Consider the following 18,511-nt stretch of genomic DNA (forward strand, 5'->3'; position numbering starts at 1 on the left):
AAGGACACCAATCATGCCACATACCATCCTCGTCACCGGCGCCTCCTCGGGCATCGGCAAGGCCACCGCCCGGTACTTTCAGGAACAGGGCTGGAACGTCATCGCCACCATGCGCAACACCGATGCCGGCCAGGATCTGGCCGAGCTCGACAACGTACTGGTCGCCCGCCTGGACGTCACGGACTCCACCTCGATCGAGACTGCCGTCAAGGCCGGCGTCGAGCGCTTCGGCGGCATCGACGCCCTGCTCAACAACGCGGGCTACGGCGCGTTCGGTCCATTGGAAGCGTTTCCCATGGAAAGCGTCCGACGCCAGTTCGACACCAACGTCATCGGCCTGATCGAGGTGACCAAGGCGGTCCTGCCGCTCTTCCGCGCCCAACAGTCCGGCACCATCGTCAACGTCTCCTCGGTCGGCGGCAAGATCACGATGCCACTCGGCACGCTCTATCACGGCACCAAGTTTGCCGTCGAAGGCATGTCGGAAGCGCTGCACTACGAACTCGCGCCGCTCGGCATCAAGGTCAAGATCATCCAGCCCGGCGCCATCGAGACCGATTTCGGCGGCCGCTCCTTCGACTTCAACAACGATGAATCGCTCGTCGAGTATCAGGCGACGGTGGACCGTGTCATGACGGCGGTTGGCACCATCATGGGCCAGGCATCGCCGGCGCGCGAGGTGGCCGAGGTGATCTGGCAAGCCGTCACCGACGGCTCCGACCAGATGCGGTATCTGGCAGCCGGCGGCGCCGAGGATTTTATCGGCGAGCGGCAGGCGCTTGATGACGCCGCTTACTTCGACACCATCAAGACGCGCTTCAGCCTGCAGTGAGACACTATGCGCGGCGCCGGCACCGGCGCCGCGTCAGTCCGTCTCGATGGACAGATTGTCACCGCCGACATCGATGTTGATGCCGGAGGAGCGCTGCTCATTTTCGTAGATGATATAGCCCAACACCGCCACAACCACGACAAGCGCGCCGATGATGAACCAGGGAAGATTGCGTTTCATGGCAGAGTAACCTTGCTCAGGTGCTGGATGGACGACAGGCGGGTGTTTTAAACCCTTCGGTCCGGGAAGCCCAACCTTTGTCGCATCGGTGACCGCGCCGCCTTCGCCCTCCCCCTACCACGTTCCGGCCCGGCGCGATAAGCTGGCGCCATGAAGCCCGAAGGAGGCGTCATGGCGACCAGCACGCAAGCCAACCCACCGGCACCGTCAGTCGACGGTGACAGGGCGGGACTCACCTTTGAACCGCTTAACGGTGCGGCCTTTGGCGCGGCGGTGCGCGGCCTTGACGCGGGGGCGATCACCGAAGACCAGGAAACGGCGATATGGCGGGCCTACAAGGCCGCCCACGGCCTCTTGTGCTTCCGCTTCGACCGGCTGCTGGAGCGCGAGGAGCTGCACGCGCTGACCGCCATATTCGGCGACAACGAGTATGCGCCGGGGGTCGTCAACGGCATCGGCAAGCGCGCCCTGCCCGGCGAGGAAGACCAGTCGATCGAGGACCAACTCGAAGCAGTACGCGCCCGCGGCGAGGACCCGTTCATCTCCTATATCGGCAATCTTAATCCCGCGACGCTCAAACGCGTGGCGACCGACCCCAATTTCTTCGGGGAATGGGAATGGCACACCGACATGTCGTACATTGACGTGCCGCCCACGTTCAGCCTGTTGCACGCGCGCCGCATTCCAACTGATGGCGGCGATACCGGTTTCTGCAGTCAGGTCATGGCGGCGCGCCATCTGCCCGATAATCTGCGCCGCCAGATCGAGGGCCGTCGGCTGAAACACGATTCCACTTACAGCAGCAACGGCACGCTGCGCCCCGGCATGACGGTGCCCGCCTCACCCATCGAGGCCGAGGGCGCCATCCATCCGATCCTGCGCGCCGTTCCCAGCACCGGCGAGGAAGCCTTGTTCCTGGGACGGCGCACCAACGCCTATGTCGTCGACATGCCACTTTCCGAAAGCGAGGCGCTGATCGACGCCCTGTGGGCGCACGCGACCCAGGATGCCTTCTGCTATCGCCATCACTGGCGCGAGGGCGAGGTTGTCGTCTGGGATAACCGCATGCTGCTGCACAAACGATTTCCTGTTGACGAGAGCCTTGACCGTTTCATGTGGCGCACCCAGACCAAGGGCGAGGCGGTGATCGCCGCCGACTAAGGACGGCGCCCGATCGTTACACCAAGAACGCGAGGAAATCATGCCGTCAGATGTTGATGTGGTGATTGTCGGCAGCGGCCCGCTCGGCACAGCGGCCGCGCGCCGGCTTGGCGAACACGGTCTCAATGTCCTGATCATCGAGCAGGGCCCGGCGATCTCCGACCCCGCAGGCTCTCACACCCGCAACGCCGCGCGCTTCCACACCGATCCCGACGCCTATCTGGAGGTCGCCACCGCGCATCTAGATTTTTTCGACGACACGGTGCCACGCGACAATCTACCCGGCGCCGCCGTCACGCCGGCGCGCGGCGGCCAGGGCGTCATCTGGACCAATCTGTGCCCGCGCGGTGACGCACTGTGGGGCGCCCTCACGCCCGATGAGTGGGCGACCTACTACGGCCATGCCGAAGCCTATCTGGATGTGCACGCCGCGCCGTTTGACGAATCGACGCGCCAGCAACGGATCAAAGACAGGCTTGGCGGCGCGCTGGCGCCCGATGGCCGCTCGATTGAGACCCTGCCCGTCGCCGCGACGTTCGATGGCGACGGTTTTCTGCACTTCACCGCGCCCTACGACACCCTGGCGGCTTCGGTGGAAGCATCAAAGCGGGTCCAGGTCATCGAAGCCCCCGTCGAGACCCTTCTCCACAAGGACGCTAAGGTCACCGGCGTCGTGGCCGGCGGCAAGACGATCGAAGCGCCGGAGGTGATTGTCGCGGCCGGCGCCATCGGCACGCCGCAGTTGCTGCACCGCTCGGGCATCCGGCCTAAGGCGCTGGGCCGCTGGCTTTCCTATCATCCGATCCTGGTGGCCCAACTGGTGCTGGACGCCGATCTCTGCGCCGCGCCGGGTGAGGCGGACCGCGAACCGCGACTGCAGATACCGCCCAGCGCGGCAGCCGACTGGTATTCGCTCGTGCTGCGCGACGTCTCGCCATTCCAGCCCGAAGCGCCTGACGACACGGTCGACCCCAACCGCCTCGTCGAAATCCAGGGCATCTGTCCGGTCGACCCTGTCGAGGAGAACGGCATCGCATTCGACGCCGACAGCCGGCCGACATTCCACGTGCCGCTATCGCCGGCCGACAACGCGCGGCTGGACGGCGCCCGCGCCGACGCCGACCGGATCACCGCCACGCTCGGGCGCTACCGCGCCGGCTGCGAACCCATCTGGATGCCCTTCGGCTTTGCCCACATGACGGGGACGACCCGCATGAGCGCGTCCGACGACGGCACCGGCGTCGCCGATTACCAGGGCCGCGTCTGGGGTTTCGACAACCTGCGCCTGGCGACCAACGGCCTGATCCCGACCCGCCTCACCGTCAATCCGACGCTCACGGGCACCGCACTCGCCATCGCCGTCGCCGACAGGCTCGTTACTCGGCAAACGTGACCCGTTGCCCCACGCCAATCTCTGCCTTCGCCCACTGCCATCAATGGTTGAGTAAGCTCTGGACGTCGCCGATACTGGCGCCTTCGTTGAACGACGAGTGATCGGCAGCCGGTTTGAACCGCCGGCCCCAGATGAGACCAGACATGGACGTTCCAACGGACCGGGTTGACCTTTGGACCTTCTACGCGGTCGTGACCGTATTGAGTTTCATCCTCGTTCGATTTGCTTCCGGCTTGCTGCACAGCACCAAGGTCCCGGCCCTGGGGTTCGCGCACATCCTGGTTGCCGGCGTTTCCGTCGTCGTGGCGGCACAGATATTCACCGGCGACGGGACGGCCCGCTACGGTTTGGCGGCACTCGTCTGCGTACCGCCGGTCATCGTGTGGTTTCTCCTCGATTGCGTGATCGCGGTTCGCATGCGCGCCGTCGAACGCGAAAAGGCCGAACGCGACCTCGAGGAATAGGCGCTGTCGCAGCGCCGCCCGCCTGGGTGGTTACGACGCCGCTTCGAACGTGCCTCTGATCGGATAGCTGTTGTCGGGGTTTCGGATCCAGGCAAGGCCGGACGTCAGCGCGTCCAGTTCGGGCCGCACAAACGGATTGTTCGACAGATCGACCACCTGCACCTGGCGATCCGCGTTGACGACAAAAAGACCAGGTTCCGCGAACGGATGATCGGTCTCCTGCTCCGAGCGCGGGTGCGAGATATAGAGGCCCAGCGCCTGCATTTGTTCGATGCTCAGGCCATACAACAGCGGGAACGTCACGTTCAACTTCTCCAGGTGCCCGGTCAACTGTTCCGCGCTGTCCGCCGACACGGCTACCAGATCGACATTGATGTCGCGCAACTGCTGCCGGTAATCCTCCAACGTGTTCAGATACTTCGTGCACATCGGGCAGTGCCGCCCCCGGTAGACCACGACCATCATCCAATCGTTGTCACCGGTGGGTGAGCCGATATCGATCTCCTGGCCGTCAAGACTACGCGCGGCAATCGCCGGAAACATCGATCCCGCCTGAACTTTGGTGCTTGTCATGGTCTCGCTCGATCCTCCTGATGGTTCTTTGCATGCCCCGGCGCCGGCGCGGCCGGTGATGCGGGAAGAGACGTGCTAACCGCGGCATGGAATGTCAGCCAGTAAACTCTTGGTAACCTGCTACGGAAGGGCGGCCTGTAGATAGACAAACGCTCTCCCGCAGCTACCGGGACTTACGATGTTTCATAATCCCTCAGCTCGTCCGGCGCGTGAAGCAACGTGCCCTCGTACTTCGGAAGATCGTCGTCGATCCGAAGCCACGGCAGCTTGCTCTCCCAGTTGACGTGGAACGCCGGTTCGAAGTCTTCCGGGTCATCCAGGGAGGCAGCATAAAGATGCATGCCGCCGGGGTAATGATCGGCTTCGAATCCCATCGGCGAACCGCAGGTCGCGCAGAAGTGCCGCCTGACGCCTTTGGAACTCTCCAGCGTCTTCGGCGCGTCACCCAACCATCGGAAGTTTCTTAGTGGCACGCCGAGCCACGCCACCAGGGGTGCCGCGCAGTTACGCCGGCAATCATCGCAGTGGCAATAGCACGCCCATGTCACCGGACCGTCAAACGCCCACCGTGTCTTGCCGCACAGGCAATGGCCTTGCTTCGTCATGGTGCCCCTCTGGTGTTGCGAAAGCGCAGCTGGCACGCCGCCCCGCCTCCAACTGAGCCATTCATTATCGGACGGATTGCTTTCGGCGCACGTGTCCATGGGCCCGGCGGGCCCACCGTGTCAATGCGCTTTCGCAGCTTCTCTGAACTGACGCTAGCGGCGGGCAACGATCACTTTGCGGTCGTGAGCGCCCAGATCGCCGCCTGGACCATCCATTGGCCATCGTCCTGCTTACGCATCACGATGATCTGGTCGACTTTTTGAACTTCACCGCTGTCGCCCGGCATGAAGTGGGCGTTGTTCGTGACTACCGCGAGGTCGTCACGCCCTGCGAACTCCCAATCCGAAAACGTGACTTCCGTACCCTTCGTATAGTTCGCCTCAACAAACTTGACGATGTTCTCGCGGCCAACCAGACGCGGATGGTTCATCGGCATCAGGACGCCGCCTTCGACCCAGTACTGGGCATAGGCGGCAAAATCACCTTTCGCCAGGTCATTCGCCGTCGCGACAATGACCTGTTTGATGGCCTCGGTCTCGGCATCGGATATGCCTTGCACGCCGAGCTCCCCGACCTCGTCGGCCGACGCCGTCTCGGCACTGGCGGCCAGCGATACAATCGACACAACAGCAGCAATCGAAAAGACGAAAAACCGACGCGTCACATAGTTCATTTTGGATCTCCCAAGTTTCTGTTCTCTCAATAACATTCGTGCCCGTACAAATCCCGCCCAGCGTTCACCACCGACCCTGCGGCGCAAACACGTCGACCCGCGCCGGGCTGTCGCACGGATGGCAATGCACCAAGGGGCGGTTGGCGACGCCGTCATGCATAGGCCGGCAGCCCGAACTTCGCCTGCAGCATCGAGTCTGTCGTTTCGATGGCGCCTTCGACCCAGCCCTGGGCGACGGACCAGGCCTCGCCGCAGACGTGCAGGTTCGGCATTGGCTGTTGCATGTAAGCGATGGTCTCGGCGGCATCGACACCGATCGTCCACAGGTGATAGGCGGCACCCCACGGTGCGACACCCCAGTTCATGTGGGTGGCGGCATAGGGGGCGCTCACCACGCCGGGCCCGTGCAGCACCTCCAGCTGGCGCATGGTTTCCTCCACCAGCAGGCGCGAAGCAGGCAGCCAGCGCGCCATGGAAGGAGCCAAGGGCTGACCGTCCGGGCCCTCGGCCCCGGCGAGCCATTCCAGATCGCCGTAGCGCGGGCCACCCGCCAGTTCCTGCCAGAATGAGAGAGCCCGACCGTCATGATAGCTGGCCATCATCAGGCCATGGCCGCTCTCGGGATCCTTTCCCCAGTAGTAGGCCTGACGTAAGGGCAGATCGGTGATCGCCCGGCCGGTGGTAAAGCCCAGCTTCTCCCACCAGGCGTCCTTGAAGGCGAAGTGAACCTTGGAGAGCGGAATCGAGTTCACGGTGGCCAGGGCCGCGCGAAAGTCAGCGTCGCGCAAGGGGTCGCTCTCGACATCAAGCCGCTCGATCGCCAAGCGCGGTAAGGCGAGGATGACTTTTTCTGCGGTCACTCGCTGCGCGCCGTCCGGGGTTTCGAAGTCCAGCACCCAGATTCCGTCGGCGCGGCGATGCAGGCTCCGCAACCGATGCTCCAGATGCAGTCCGCCACCCAGGCTGATGAAATCTTGTGACAGAGCATGGGGCAGCCGCTCGTAGCCGCCCTTCAACACGTGATAGCTGATGCCCGGACGGAAGTCGGCGTTGAACCAGGGCACGATTTGGCTGAGGTTCCAGTTTCGGACCGGCGTGTAATAGCCCAGGCTGTCGGAGATGAAGTTGTAGGCCTCCTTGCTGCGCGTTTCGAGAAGATACTGCCAGAGGCCGCGGTCCATTTGGCCGCTAGTCTGCGCATCGCGCCGATACTGATCCAAGGTCTCGACCAAGAGGTTTTTGCCGGCGCGCACGATGTCGGCTTCCTCCGGGTCCAGGTGATAGGGCAGGCTCTCGGGATCATCCAGGCTCGTCAATTTTTGGCCCCGCAGGTGCCAGAATCTCGTGGGGTAATCGAAGGGGGCAAGCTGATCGGTGCCGATGTAACTCTCGATCAGCTTCAGCAGATTCTTATCCAGATTGGTAAAGCGCATGCCGCCGACCTCGGCGACCAACCCGTCAAGGCCGGGAATCTTGACCGAAAGCAGGCGCCCGCCCAGGCGGTCGCTGCTTTCAAACAACGCGACATCCTGCTGGCCCTCCTTGCGCAGACGCACCGCCGCGAACAGTCCGGCCACGCCGCCACCGACGACGGCGACCGGCACATGCCGCGGTGACGTTTGACCGAAGACCGCGCGCGGTCCAGCCAACAGCGATCCACCGGCGGCGGAAACAAAACCCAAGACATGGCGCCTTGTGTGTTTGATCATGGCACCGGGCTCCCTACCCGAGCGCATCAGCAGCCAATCGGGCGACGATGCTTCGTGTTCCTTTTATCACGTCTGTCGTCAACGAGATTAGCGGCGGTGCGCAGCGATATCTATGCCGTCGAGGCGGCGGTCCGTGACGGCTTGTCGCGAAGAGCGGGCATCTCGTTGGCTCCTTCATCTGAACGAGGGAAGAACCGCATAGCGGTCTTTCTTGCGATTGGGCAGCTCCGCTCGCGAGACACAAGTTTGACAAGGGGTCGTGCTTTCCGGAATGGTAACCAGTCGAGCGGATATGGGGTGACATGAAAACGGGTGAGGCCAGCACCAGGCGAATCATCGCCGGATCGGTCGGCAACACGCTCGAGTGGTATGACTTTGCCGTCTACGGCTTCTTCGCACCGGTGATCGGGCGACAGTTCTTTCCCAGTGATGACCCGCATGTCAGCCTGATCAGCGCGTTCGGTGTGTTCGCGGCGGGCTTTCTTATGCGGCCATTGGGCAGCGTGTTTCTCGGCCACGTCGCCGATAAGGCGGGCCGCCGCAAGGCGCTGATTCTCTCGGTTGCCTTGATGGCCATTCCAACGACGCTGATTGGTGTGTTGCCGACCTACGAATCCATCGGCATAGCGGCACCGATCGCCCTGACCCTGCTCCGCCTCCTGCAGGGTCTTTCCGTCGGCGGCGAATACACCGGGTCGTCTGTCTACCTTTATGAAATCGCGCCGAAGAACAGGCGCGCTTTTGTCGTTTCATGGGCTCTTGTCGGCGTCGCACTCGGCATCCTGATGGGGTCCGGTGTCGCAACCCTGGCCACAAGCCTTCTGCCCGATGACGACCTGGCAACTTGGGGGTGGCGCATACCGTTCCTGTTCGGCCTTGTCGTCGGCATCACCGGTTTCACGATCCGCCGACGCAACACGGCCTACGCAAGCGATCGGCCTCTGTCGCCCTACGGTCCCACGGACATTCCCGTCGTTGAGATCTTTCGCCACCACCGCACGGCTCTGCTGCGCACGATAGCGTGCAACACGTTGAACGGCGTCAGCTTCTACATGGTGTTCGTTTATCTCACCACGTATCTGCAGACCTATAGCGGCCTTTCGGAACCCGATGCCCTGGGGATGAACACACTCACGATGGTTCTCTACATGGCCTTGTTGCCGCCGATCGCCTTTCTTGCGGACAAGACGAGCAGGAAGAGTGTCATGCTCTTCGGCACGGGCCTGACCGCGCTGGCCGGTCTCCCTCTCTTCTGGCTCTTAAGCCACGACAATCTGACACTCGTCATGATTGGGCAATTCGGTCTTACCGTCGCGCTCGCCTTTTTCTTCGCGCCGTTGATGGCGACGATGATCGCGCAGTTCCCAAGCTCGGTTCGCGTAACCGGCTACTCGATCGGCTACAACATTCCCCTCGCCATCTTCGGCGGCACATCACCGCTTGTCGCAACCTTTCTGATCGACAAAACCCATCTGCAGCTGTCGCCGGCGCTCTATCTGATTGCGGCCGCCATACTCGCCTTTGTCGTTATCTGGCGCATGCCCCACACCGAAAACGCGCCCGATTAGGCGGAGCGCGGCTTGGCGGGCCGGGCCAGCAAGTCGACAGGTGTGACCGTTGCGTAAAGCCATTGAGCTTGCTTCTACGGGGATGCCGGGGCAGCAATCCGCTGCGGCAGCAACTCAGTGCGGTCCCGAGTGCTCCGCTCAGCTTTCGTGCTCACTGAAAAAGAGACTCTGATCTCGGTTCAGGGAGTTTCGGACCGAGAGGACTTCACCACACTCAAAGGCGTGCCGCTCAAGCACACCTTGAGGGACCCGGTCGTACTTCATGCGGACTCATGAAATCCCGGCGCGATGCATGGACCAACCCGACCTCTGCTTTTCTGCTCGGCGCTTCCGAAGACTTGAGGGAATGGTAATGTAAACGAGCCGTTGGAGATAAGCCTCGTGTCGATGAACATCTGGGTCCTGTACGTCGTGACGGTCTTTGTTTTGATGGTCACACCAGGCCCGACCCATTTCCTCATGTTCTCAAACAGCAGCACCCATGGTTTTCGGCGCGCACTGTCTACGGCCATGGGCGACATTTCGGCCAATGTCGTTCAAATGATTATTGTGGGCTTGGGCATGGTCGCACTTGTTGCCGCATGGGGCGATGCGTTCTTGGTCATCAAGTGGGGAGGCGTCGCTTATCTGGTTTGGCTCGGCATTCGTATGATACGCGATGCGAATGCAAGAGCGTCGGAACTCGATGAACCCCGGCCAAAAGTTCCGCTGTACAAACTCTGGATGCAGGGGTTGTTGACCTCGGCGGCAAACCCGAAGGAGATTGGTTTTTTCGCGGCGTTTTTTCCCCAGTTCATCACGGCCGACATTGAGTTCTGGCCGCAGTTTCTGATTTTGTCGGGCACCTACATCGTCATGGATATGATGTTTCTGACAGCTTATGGCCTCGTCGCCGTTTGGTTCGCCGTTCGTTTTGCGCGATCTCATAAAGTCTGGACCGAACGAATTGGCGGCTGCTGCATGATCGCTGCAGCGATTGCGCTGGCTATCCTTCCGCCCTAGCACGCGGGATAACTTATCGGTCAAGGATCAAGCGCTCGCACAAAGCAGGCATTGCCTTCAGTGATGCCGTGACGATCTCGAAAGGTGCATGTGCTTCGATCTGTAGAACGGCCTGGCGCAGTTTCGCCGCAGTACCGGTGCGTAAGGATCCGCAACGCCTGAACCGAGAGAGGTCGCGCGTGCGCGCGTCTGTTTGGCTTGTGCCTAGCTGGGTGAGGGAACTTCGATCGGCCTCGGCACCGGCGCAGTGTGATCGTGCGTGCTGTACGCGGCCGTCGTGCTCGCTGGAAAGGAGACCCTGACCTCGGATCGAGGACGGTTCCGGACCGAGATTGTCGCTTGGTGAATTTCCGCAATTCTGCTCACCATGGGCAAGCCGAGACCGTATCCGGGAACGTTCTGCTTATCAGCAGCACGGTAAAATGGCTCGAAAACCTTGCTTTGTTCAGAAGCTGGAATGCCTGGTCCCCCGTCGGAGACGATCAGGTCAACGCGCTCGCCGTGCTGTTCGAGCACGACCCTGACCGGCGACGCGCCATGAACTTGGGCGTTATCAACCAGATTTCGGACCAGGTGCTGCAGCATGCGAAAGTCCCCGGAGATTTCCGAGACCTTACCAACAAACGCGCAATCGGGATAGCGAGCGCACTCCTCCGCCACAAGCGCGACAAGGTCTACAGGTTCAAAGTCGCCATGCGCGAATCCCGAATCAAGTCGTGTCATCAAAATCAGCTCGTCTATGAGCTTGTCCAACTCCTTAATGTCGTCCTGAAGGGCCAATCGCCTGTACGGATCATCGACCTTCTGGATCATCTCGATACCGAGACGAATGCGAGCCAGAGGTGTCCTCAATTCGTGAGAGGTGTTCGCAAGTAGCATGCGTTGCGCGTTGACCAGTTCTTCGATCCTGTCGGCAGACTCGTTAAAGCTGTGCGCGAGAAGTGCGATTTCATCGGTCCCGCGGACATCAACCCGAGCCTTCAGATCGCCTTGCCCAATGCGGACCACTTGCTGTTGAAGGCTCTCCAACCGGCGCGTCAACCTTCGGGCGAATGGAAGCATGATAACCGCAATAAGAACGGCCAAGACGACCAAGATGATCGCAACGCTCGTTCGATCGCTGGGGACAGCAATGCGGTCCAGGTCTACGACAACCCATCGACCGTCCGATAAGACCGTTGTCCAGTAGGTCTCTCCTTCGGTTGCGATCCATTCTCGTTTTGAGAGCTGATCGACAGCGGGTTCGTTGACCGGCCCGCTCGCAGCGATGAGCTGCCGGTCCTCGCTCCAAAGAGTAATGTCGAGCTCGAGTATCCTGGCAATCTCTTGAATCGCCTTTGCTTGTTCATCGCGTGTCGAATCCGGCGGCGGCAAAAGCAATGTGGCGAGGTCGGAACTCTTGTCAAAAACCGCACCGTTGTACTCCTCGTGACCGACCATACTCCAAAGCAAAGACCCAGCAACGGCGAAGACAAGCAAGCCGGCCACGACGACCATGCAAATCTGCATGTAGAGATAGCGTCTGAACATCAGATCAGTCCTGCGTACGGGCGAACACGTAACCGGCGCCCCTTACCGTAATCACGCGACGCGGGTGCTTGGGATCATCTTCGATCTCCGCGCGAATGCGGGAGATATGGACGTCGATCGATCTGTCAAACGCACCAGCGTTCGTGCCCTTTAGTCTGTTCATAAGATAGTCTCGCGTCTGGACACGTCCCATGCCCTGCGAGAGCAGATCGAGTAGCTGGAATTGAAAGGCGGTGAGATCACAACGCCGTCCATCGATCCGCGCCTCCATGGCATCGCGATCAATCTCCAAGCGGCCGTGGCGTTCCAGGTTGACCGAACCACCACTCTTGCTGCGCCTTAGCAGCGCCCGCAGCCGCGCCAGCAACTCTCTTGGTTCGAATGGCTTCGGCAGATAGTCATCGGCGCCAACTTCCAGTCCGACAACACGGTCCATGGGATCTCCCTTGGCGGTGAGCATCAGTATCGGCGTGTTGTCGAAGCTTCGCAGCGCCTTGCAAATTTCCAAACCGTCAATGTCAGGCAGCATGAGATCCAGGATCACGGCATCGATGGTCTGGGTGCGCTGCATGCGAAGTCCATCGGTGCCTGTCGCTGCGATTGACACGGAAAATCCGTGATCCCGCAGATAGTCTCGGATCATGCCGGCCAGCTTCGCGTCATCGTCAATCAACAGGATTTCGCCCTGAGAGGCACGATCGCGGTCAATGGGTGAGACAAGATCTCCCCCACTAGAGTCATTGCGCGCATCGGCGGTCTTGCTGTCTGTCACCGAAGTTCTCAGTGCTCCTGGGTCGTTCTCTGTCGGCGGCTAGAAGTCATAGGTCAATCCAAGTAGTCCCGTCACTTGGTTTTCATTTTGGACCAGAGGGCTGTCTGCGGCATCGCCAACCAGTCGTTGGTAGATTACCGCGCCGCGAAGGCTAAGGTTGTCTGTCAGCAAGTATGACATCCCAAGGGTCGAACCAACGGACCTTACTCCGGCTCCCGGGCTGTAAACCGGCAAGCCGCTCCCCGCGGACTGACTCGAACTCACACCAAATTGGCTCTGCATGTAGTCGCCATCGGCGACTGCGATTCCAGCCGATGGTCGAACGAAGAACATGTCTGTTACGGCGAACCTGTAGCCAATATCTGTCTCGAATAAAAGGCCTTCGTCGCCGGTGAATTGATACTGAAGCCTCGAACCGACCGAAAGACCCGGTATCCGTATCGCACCCAGAAAATTGTACTCCAAGGTACCGACAAGTGCGGCTCCCCCGTCGACGTCGCCGAATCCGTCCAGACCATCCAGATCGTCCTCATCTCTGCCAAACGCGTATCCTATTCCACCGCCGATGCGTAGCGTCTTGTCGCTATAGACGTACGCTCCAAGCCCGTTCCTCATGTTCAAGTAGATCGAGTCGTCCCAGACAATGTCGACGACGGGAAACACGCCGAACTCTTGCTCATCTGACCCCAGGTATTTTGGCCCATACGTGGTGACGGCACCCAGAACGACATCCCAGTCACCGTCCTCCGGCTCAACCGGTTCCTGAGCGAAAACAATCTCACCTGAATCGTCACCACCGGCGGTCATCTGTGCGGGCGCGCGTATCGGCGAGATGACAAGAAACGCGAAACTGAACAGCGCAAACACAACAAACTTCATGATCGAGCCTTCCTTGCGCGAGTGCCTAAGGTGGAGTGCTGAGAGGGCCGGTGATGACCTGCCCTGATAGGTGTTGAGAGCACGAGCGGCGAGAGAATCAGCGCTAGGACTGCTATGTGATCCACATTGCTGCCGCATGCTTTTAATGCGCGCCAATCGATTGCCGTCGACCTCGTTCGGTTCGGGACGGCAATGTGGATCACAAACGTTCAGTCGATTTGTCTCGAACGTAAAGAATTGTAAAGACCGCGAGCTCGAACGTGTTGCCAGAAGCTCCCGATGGACATCGGCAGAGAACGCGCCTGGACGAACGTCGCCCCGATAAAAGGACAATATCTGCAAGCACTCGATGATTGGCGCACACGGGAGCGAGACCGCGACTGGCCGCCAAGCGGCTTGGCGGGTCGAGCCAGCGACCCCGTGTCAGATCGCAATGTTTGAATGGCCTTGGGTGGTGGGCGCACCTGGGGGCGAGGCCGGCAGAAGACGCGGAGCGTCTTCGACGGTTGAGCCATGGCCCCTACGATGATCAACGTAAATCGGCGTTCCGGCCCCTCTCCATAGCGTCTTACTATTCAACGACTTGGCTTCCGTTCAGAAGCCAGATTTTTCTTCCTATGTGATTGGTTTGGGGCACAGCTCGGCAATACCTGGCAACAACCAGAGCAACCTGTCGAGCGCTGGCGAAGCCTCGCGGTACTGAAACCTCTTTCTCGTTCTATGCCGAATAGAGGGGTCATCCGTGTCGGTTCGACGCCCACTCAACGCTCGAGTATGGAACTCTTCAGAGTCGGCCAATTTGCGTGCTCACAGCCATCATTGAACCAACCCACATCACACAGCCAGGTATCTTGTTTGGGCCGCCGATGCCGCAGAGTTCACGAAGCCTAACCGGTGATCTCCTGTACTTTCATGACAAGCTCGTTCCAGTTCCTCTGGTTTTCGATGTCATGCTCAAGGCCTTGCTCATCAGCAATCGTGAAACGCTTAAGGGCAGGTGTTTTGCTCGTCGCCTGGTAGAGCCAGTAGGCTTCGGCCTTTAGCGCCTCATCAATGGGCTTGTCGATGGACTCATAGACCATCTGTTTGCACGCGTTGATCGATGCGGCCGGGAACCGGGCTATGCGCTTCGCCAGATTGTCCACGTAGTCGCCGATCTCATCGGGCTCCAACGCCTTGTTGATTGTGCCCATGGCTTCTGCCTCGTCGGCATCGAAGTCGCGGGCGCTGAGGATGATTTCGAGCGCGCGGCCCAATCCGGTTTGCCGCGCCATCCGCGACGCGCCGCCGCCACAAGGCAGAATACCCATGGCGACTTCCATTTGCATGAACTTGAACTTGCCGCGAGCGGCAAAGCGCATATCGAGTGCGAGCGCCAACTCGTGCCCGCCACCACGCGCGAAGCCTTCCAGTTTGGCAATGGTCGCTTGCGGTACTCTACTGATCCGCTCACAGACAGCCTGCAGGTCGAGTAGCTCGGCTTCTTCGCGCGATACAGCTTCGTCGGACATATCCTTCAAAAGCTCGGTGTCATAGTGACAGACCCAGATTTCCGGGTTGGCTGACTGAAAGACGACGACTTTCGTCTCACGGTCCCGTTCGAGACGCATAGCGAGGCTATTCAAGTCGGCCAGCATCTCCTGGCCTTGAACGTTGACAGTGCCGAAGTTGAACGTGACGGTCAAAATGCCGTCCGATTGTTCGGTCGTGAATGTGGTGAATCCTTCGTACTTCATGGCTTCTTCTTTCGATGGCTGGTGTCAGGATTGACGTCTGATGAGGCTGTTCAGCCGCCCAACTCGGAAATGACCTGCTCGATCGCGGTCACAAGGGCCGCGTTCCCATCCGGATCGAGTGCGTCGGGATGGGGATCAGCAAACTGTCGGCGGTCATTGTCGTAGTAGCGACCTGAGGATCCCGCGAACTCGTCGCTCAGCGCGGCCCTAAACAGGATGTCTGCGCCAATTGAGAGGTCATTGCCGCTCGTACCGTAAGCATCCTTGACCATTTTGCTCCCGAGGAACGACGCCGGGTTCACCGCAATGAATGACGGTCCGGCCTCTCCCAATGACCGCGCCAAATGGAACGACCACATGGTGATGCCAAGCTTGCTTTGGGCATAGGCGTCGCTGTCGGCCAGCGGTTGCCTGTCGACAAAGGCATTCACATCGACTGGAGCCTGCGCCGCGGACGAGAGATTGACGACCCGGCTATCTTCATGGAACAGAGACGACAGTTCCTGTGTGAGGAGATAGGGGGCGACCATGTTGACGATGAACCGGACATCGTAGCCCCCGCCGGTCGTCGTGTTCGGCACCTTGAAAACCCCCGCATTGTTGATGAGGACATCTATCTGCGGATGATCTCTTTTGACGTCGGCGGCCAGGGCTTTCACTTCTGACAATATTGAGAGGTCTGCACGATAGGTCTGCACGGCATCGCCGCGAGCTATCGTCGAGAGTTCTTCTTTGGCTTGCGAAAGTTTGGACTCGCTGCGGCCATGCAGTAGTAGCTTGTGGCCTTCCGCGACCAGCAGTTTTGCCGTCTCGAGTCCGATGCCGTCGGTCCCGCCGGTCAGCAATACGGTTTTGGTCATATCTGTTCTCCTAGAGACTCGATGCGGTAGAGAATCTTTGCTAACTGCCTGGGGCCTCTCGCTGATCTCGGGCATGATCAATCGCGCCGTTACCGATACCGAACCAGAGTGCGGCTCTCGATGCTCTTTCTCGGCGCGGTGACATCGATGGCGTCTGCCATGTCGAGTGCGCTGTGCCCCAGGAACGGCCGACCAGCATTGTCATAGATGTTAAAGATCGCGACATCCGTCGGCGTCATTCGGGACATGTAGAACCAGTCGTGATTGTGATTTGCTGCGACACCGAGGATCTGGCCGACCCGGTCGGGATAGATGAGCTCGATCGTCATCCAATCGTCGTCGGCCATGGATCGGGGACGAATGAACCCCAACGGAGAGGTCAAGATCGGATGTTCAATAGGACGCCAAACGTTGACGAAAGCGTAGTGGCCGGCACGGAACGCGCGAGCGCGGTCTTCGCCGACGATGTCGATCAGGCGTTGCTCCGCGCCGGCCCGGCTATAGTCCGTGTGGACGTTGCGTGCCGGTCTGCGTTCCGCATCCAGCGCATCGATCCGTACAGTGTGGTCGAAGACAATGACGTCTTTGGCGCCGATGCGGTCTTCCAGGAGGAGCTTCAACTCGGTGTCGTACGTATCCCTCCAGTCCGAGGGATCCGAGTAGTCCTCGATCCGTGAAGCATGACGCTCGAACGTTATGCTGTCGGTTTCAAAGTTGATGCTGGATCGGTTGTTCCGTACGTCCGTTACGCTGATCCGCGTCGGTAGAAGTTCCGGTGACACGAGATTGCCCACGATGCCATCGACGTCGAAATGGAACGCCTGATTGTCCGCACTCTTGATGTGATAGTTGACGATTGCTGACTCAGACATCTGCCCACATCCCGAATGTTCTTTCTGCAAGAGCTGTCACTCAAGCGATCGAACAGGCATATATTCAATTGAATAGTCGATATAAATTGATCAAGAATTGGAACTGTTTTTAGATATTGGATATAATTGCCATGGATACCGAAGGCCTACGGCTCTTTGTGATCGCCGCTGAAACGCTGAACATCAGCGCGGCCGGACGCCAACTTGGACTATCTCCAGCGGTCGCCGGCGCACGGTTGTCCAAGTTGGAGACTCAGATCGGTGCAGATTTGCTGCATCGATCGACACGAAGAGTGTCGCTGTCGCGCGAAGGTGCGGAGTTTCTTCCCTTTGCCAAAGAGGTCCTGGCCCAGGTCGATGCTGGTCTGGCTGTATTGGGTCATGGCAGCGCGGAAGTACAAGGGACGTTGCGGTTCGCCGCATCAAGCACGTTCGTGCAAATGTACATCGCACCGATCCTGCCCGAGTTCATCACGCGGTATCCGCGTGTGAACCTCGAGCTAAAGCTGTCCGACACACAGATGAACTTGATTGAAGGTGGATTTGACCTGGCGCTCCGCAACTATGCTATCGAGGACAGCAGTCTTAAGGCGCGGAAATTGGCCAGCGACCGTCGCATTCTCTGTGCGTCGCCAGACTACTTGGCAAGGTATGGGACGCCGACCGTGCCCGAGGATCTAACAAACCATCAGATACTGGCCTTCATGGATAGTCGTCCCAGAAAACTGGAGGCATCGACAGACAAACCTGCCTGCACGTTTCCACCACCGGACGCGGAGAACCGGATCGTATGTGACGACGGTGCAAGCATGCGCATTGCCACCTGCGCCGGTGCCGGTATCTCGATGAACTCGCTTTGGAGCGTCCATCCACAGATCAGTGACGGCTCGCTCGTGCGTGTGCTGCCCGATTACGAGGTCCGGGACCAATCGGCAATCTGGCTCGTTTACCCGAAGTCGAACGTTCTCACGTCAAAGGTTCGGGTGTTTATTGATTTTCTCCTCGAAAAGATCGGAACCACACCGGTTTGGGAACGTTCGCTGCGCCGCTCCTAATCAGCTTACGGTCTCTCGCCAACCCGTTGGCATGCGATATCATTTGCATCAAAATCAAAAAACTGTCTATCCAAACTGACCATTTATATCGAAATACTGTTGCATATGTTGACGGTCATCCAGGCGGCTAAGCGGAGATGACCGATGAAAGCGATGGCCCTCAACGCCTACGGCGACAGCGCAGCGTTCCAGCTCACGGAGCTTCCTCAACCTGACGCGACACCCGGTCATGTGGTCGTGCGTGTCGTCGCGACCAGCGTGAACACAGTCGACACGATGATCCAACGAATGGGGCAGGAGGAACTCCCGATATCACCGGACCTGCCAGCCGTTCTAGGAATGGACTTCGCAGGAACGGTCGAGTCGGTTGGAGAGGGCGTTGTTGGCTTTGTCCCGGGCGACGAGGTCTATGGGTGTGCCGGCGGCCTGGCGAATCTGCAAGGCGCACTTGCCGAGTACATGCTGGCCGATGCCAGGTTGATCGCCCACAAACCCAAGTCGCTTTCGATGCGCGAGGCGGCGGCTCTGCCGCTGGTTGGCATCACTGCCTACGAAGGACTCCATCGGGCAGGTGTCAAGAAGGACCAGAAGGTCCTGGTCCATGGCGGCGCCGGTGGCGTCGGACACGTCGCCGTGCAGTTGGCCA

General features: G+C 59.9%; 19 protein-coding genes. 8 read left to right on the forward strand and 11 right to left on the reverse strand.

What is annotated here, in order from left to right:
• Positions 1-13 precede the first annotated feature (13 nt).
• Positions 14-832, forward strand: coding sequence for an SDR family oxidoreductase (locus AAF563_17335; GenBank protein MEM7123048.1), 819 nt, complete (start codon positions 14-16; stop codon positions 830-832).
• A gap of 33 nt (positions 833-865) precedes the next feature.
• On the opposite strand, the gene AAF563_17340 is transcribed toward AAF563_17335, so the two are convergent.
• Positions 866-1,012, reverse strand: a complete 147-nt coding sequence (locus tag AAF563_17340) for a hypothetical protein (protein MEM7123049.1) — start codon at positions 1,010-1,012, stop codon at positions 866-868.
• Positions 1,013-1,183: 171 nt separating this feature from the next.
• On the opposite strand from AAF563_17340, the gene AAF563_17345 reads away from it, so the two are divergent.
• The 3 genes from AAF563_17345 to AAF563_17355 all read left to right on the forward strand — a co-directional run bounded on the left by AAF563_17345 (position 1,184) and on the right by AAF563_17355 (position 4,030).
• Positions 1,184-2,173: a TauD/TfdA family dioxygenase gene (locus tag AAF563_17345; protein MEM7123050.1), complete on the forward strand. Its 990-nt coding sequence runs from the start codon at positions 1,184-1,186 to the stop codon at positions 2,171-2,173.
• A 40-nt stretch (positions 2,174-2,213) separates the two neighbouring features.
• Positions 2,214-3,566: an FAD-dependent oxidoreductase gene (locus AAF563_17350; protein ID MEM7123051.1), complete on the forward strand. Its 1,353-nt coding sequence runs from the start codon at positions 2,214-2,216 to the stop codon at positions 3,564-3,566.
• Positions 3,567-3,709: 143 nt separating this feature from the next.
• The gene (locus AAF563_17355) at positions 3,710-4,030 is read left to right on the forward strand and encodes a hypothetical protein (GenBank protein ID MEM7123052.1); all 321 of its coding nucleotides are present in this window, start codon (positions 3,710-3,712) and stop codon (positions 4,028-4,030) included.
• Between the two features lie 30 nt (positions 4,031-4,060).
• Here the strand turns inward: AAF563_17355 and AAF563_17360 are convergent, their stop codons facing one another.
• The 4 genes from AAF563_17360 to AAF563_17375 form a co-directional block, all read right to left on the reverse strand.
• A complete protein-coding gene (locus AAF563_17360; protein MEM7123053.1) occupies positions 4,061-4,603 on the reverse strand; it encodes a peroxiredoxin-like family protein in 543 nt (180 codons plus the stop codon).
• Between the two features lie 173 nt (positions 4,604-4,776).
• Entirely contained in the window at positions 4,777-5,208 is a 432-nt protein-coding gene (locus AAF563_17365) for a GFA family protein (GenBank protein ID MEM7123054.1), read from the reverse strand.
• A 170-nt stretch (positions 5,209-5,378) separates the two neighbouring features.
• Positions 5,379-5,882, reverse strand: coding sequence for an SgcJ/EcaC family oxidoreductase (locus tag AAF563_17370; GenBank protein MEM7123055.1), 504 nt, complete (start codon positions 5,880-5,882; stop codon positions 5,379-5,381).
• Between the two features lie 152 nt (positions 5,883-6,034).
• Positions 6,035-7,591 carry an NAD(P)/FAD-dependent oxidoreductase gene (locus AAF563_17375; protein MEM7123056.1) on the reverse strand — a complete coding sequence of 519 codons (1,557 nt, stop codon included), beginning with the start codon at positions 7,589-7,591 and terminating at the stop codon, positions 6,035-6,037.
• 302 nt (positions 7,592-7,893) lie between these two features.
• Here AAF563_17375 and AAF563_17380 point away from each other — a divergent pair, with 302 nt between their 5' ends.
• Both AAF563_17380 and AAF563_17385 read left to right on the forward strand, forming a co-directional pair.
• Positions 7,894-9,159, forward strand: coding sequence for an MFS transporter (locus tag AAF563_17380; GenBank protein ID MEM7123057.1), 1,266 nt, complete (start codon positions 7,894-7,896; stop codon positions 9,157-9,159).
• Positions 9,160-9,546: 387 nt separating this feature from the next.
• Positions 9,547-10,161 carry a LysE family translocator gene (locus AAF563_17385; protein MEM7123058.1) on the forward strand — a complete coding sequence of 205 codons (615 nt, stop codon included), beginning with the start codon at positions 9,547-9,549 and terminating at the stop codon, positions 10,159-10,161.
• 204 nt (positions 10,162-10,365) lie between these two features.
• Here the strand turns inward: AAF563_17385 and AAF563_17390 are convergent, their stop codons facing one another.
• The 6 genes from AAF563_17390 to AAF563_17415 all read right to left on the reverse strand — a co-directional run bounded on the left by AAF563_17390 (position 10,366) and on the right by AAF563_17415 (position 16,810).
• Positions 10,366-11,691 carry a HAMP domain-containing sensor histidine kinase gene (locus AAF563_17390; protein ID MEM7123059.1) on the reverse strand — a complete coding sequence of 442 codons (1,326 nt, stop codon included), beginning with the start codon at positions 11,689-11,691 and terminating at the stop codon, positions 10,366-10,368.
• 4 nt (positions 11,692-11,695) lie between these two features.
• On the reverse strand, positions 11,696-12,370 hold the full coding sequence (locus AAF563_17395; GenBank protein ID MEM7123060.1) for a response regulator transcription factor: 675 nt from the start codon (positions 12,368-12,370) through the stop codon (positions 11,696-11,698).
• A gap of 132 nt (positions 12,371-12,502) precedes the next feature.
• A complete protein-coding gene (locus tag AAF563_17400; GenBank protein MEM7123061.1) occupies positions 12,503-13,342 on the reverse strand; it encodes a MipA/OmpV family protein in 840 nt (279 codons plus the stop codon).
• 887 nt (positions 13,343-14,229) lie between these two features.
• The gene (locus AAF563_17405) at positions 14,230-15,078 is read right to left on the reverse strand and encodes an enoyl-CoA hydratase/isomerase family protein (GenBank protein MEM7123062.1); all 849 of its coding nucleotides are present in this window, start codon (positions 15,076-15,078) and stop codon (positions 14,230-14,232) included.
• A gap of 50 nt (positions 15,079-15,128) precedes the next feature.
• Positions 15,129-15,938, reverse strand: coding sequence for an SDR family NAD(P)-dependent oxidoreductase (locus AAF563_17410; protein MEM7123063.1), 810 nt, complete (start codon positions 15,936-15,938; stop codon positions 15,129-15,131).
• Positions 15,939-16,027: 89 nt separating this feature from the next.
• Positions 16,028-16,810 (reverse strand): CmcJ/NvfI family oxidoreductase, encoded by a 783-nt coding sequence (locus AAF563_17415; GenBank protein MEM7123064.1) that lies wholly within the window; start codon positions 16,808-16,810, stop codon positions 16,028-16,030.
• Positions 16,811-16,941: 131 nt separating this feature from the next.
• Here AAF563_17415 and AAF563_17420 point away from each other — a divergent pair, with 131 nt between their 5' ends.
• Positions 16,942-17,865 carry a LysR family transcriptional regulator gene (locus AAF563_17420; GenBank protein MEM7123065.1) on the forward strand — a complete coding sequence of 308 codons (924 nt, stop codon included), beginning with the start codon at positions 16,942-16,944 and terminating at the stop codon, positions 17,863-17,865.
• Positions 17,866-18,009: 144 nt separating this feature from the next.
• A partial coding sequence (locus AAF563_17425) for an alcohol dehydrogenase catalytic domain-containing protein (protein ID MEM7123066.1) occupies positions 18,010-18,511 on the forward strand: 502 nt, incomplete at its 3' end.

Source organism: Pseudomonadota bacterium (assembly GCA_039028155.1).
Classification (GTDB): Bacteria; Pseudomonadota; Alphaproteobacteria; order SP197; family SP197; genus JANQGO01.

Bases quoted from the DNA above. Each gene is read 5' to 3' on its own strand.
- AAF563_17365 (MEM7123054.1), bottom strand. From the start codon at position 5,208: ATGACGAAGCAAGGCCATTGCCTGTGCGGCAAGACACGGTGGGCGTTT.
- AAF563_17375 (MEM7123056.1), bottom strand. From the start codon at position 7,591: ATGATCAAACACACAAGGCGCCATGTCTTGGGTTTTGTTTCCGCCGCC.
- AAF563_17415 (MEM7123064.1), bottom strand. From the start codon at position 16,810: ATGTCTGAGTCAGCAATCGTCAACTATCACATCAAGAGTGCGGACAAT.
- AAF563_17370 (MEM7123055.1), bottom strand. From the start codon at position 5,882: ATGAACTATGTGACGCGTCGGTTTTTCGTCTTTTCGATTGCTGCTGTT.
- AAF563_17335 (MEM7123048.1), top strand. From the start codon at position 14: ATGCCACATACCATCCTCGTCACCGGCGCCTCCTCGGGCATCGGCAAG.
- AAF563_17360 (MEM7123053.1), bottom strand. From the start codon at position 4,603: ATGACAAGCACCAAAGTTCAGGCGGGATCGATGTTTCCGGCGATTGCC.
- AAF563_17350 (MEM7123051.1), top strand. From the start codon at position 2,214: ATGCCGTCAGATGTTGATGTGGTGATTGTCGGCAGCGGCCCGCTCGGC.
- AAF563_17390 (MEM7123059.1), bottom strand. From the start codon at position 11,691: ATGTTCAGACGCTATCTCTACATGCAGATTTGCATGGTCGTCGTGGCC.
- AAF563_17385 (MEM7123058.1), top strand. From the start codon at position 9,547: ATGAACATCTGGGTCCTGTACGTCGTGACGGTCTTTGTTTTGATGGTC.
- AAF563_17345 (MEM7123050.1), top strand. From the start codon at position 1,184: ATGGCGACCAGCACGCAAGCCAACCCACCGGCACCGTCAGTCGACGGT.
- AAF563_17340 (MEM7123049.1), bottom strand. From the start codon at position 1,012: ATGAAACGCAATCTTCCCTGGTTCATCATCGGCGCGCTTGTCGTGGTT.
- AAF563_17405 (MEM7123062.1), bottom strand. From the start codon at position 15,078: ATGAAGTACGAAGGATTCACCACATTCACGACCGAACAATCGGACGGC.
- AAF563_17420 (MEM7123065.1), top strand. From the start codon at position 16,942: ATGGATACCGAAGGCCTACGGCTCTTTGTGATCGCCGCTGAAACGCTG.
- AAF563_17380 (MEM7123057.1), top strand. From the start codon at position 7,894: ATGAAAACGGGTGAGGCCAGCACCAGGCGAATCATCGCCGGATCGGTC.
- AAF563_17410 (MEM7123063.1), bottom strand. From the start codon at position 15,938: ATGACCAAAACCGTATTGCTGACCGGCGGGACCGACGGCATCGGACTC.
- AAF563_17355 (MEM7123052.1), top strand. From the start codon at position 3,710: ATGGACGTTCCAACGGACCGGGTTGACCTTTGGACCTTCTACGCGGTC.
- AAF563_17400 (MEM7123061.1), bottom strand. From the start codon at position 13,342: ATGAAGTTTGTTGTGTTTGCGCTGTTCAGTTTCGCGTTTCTTGTCATC.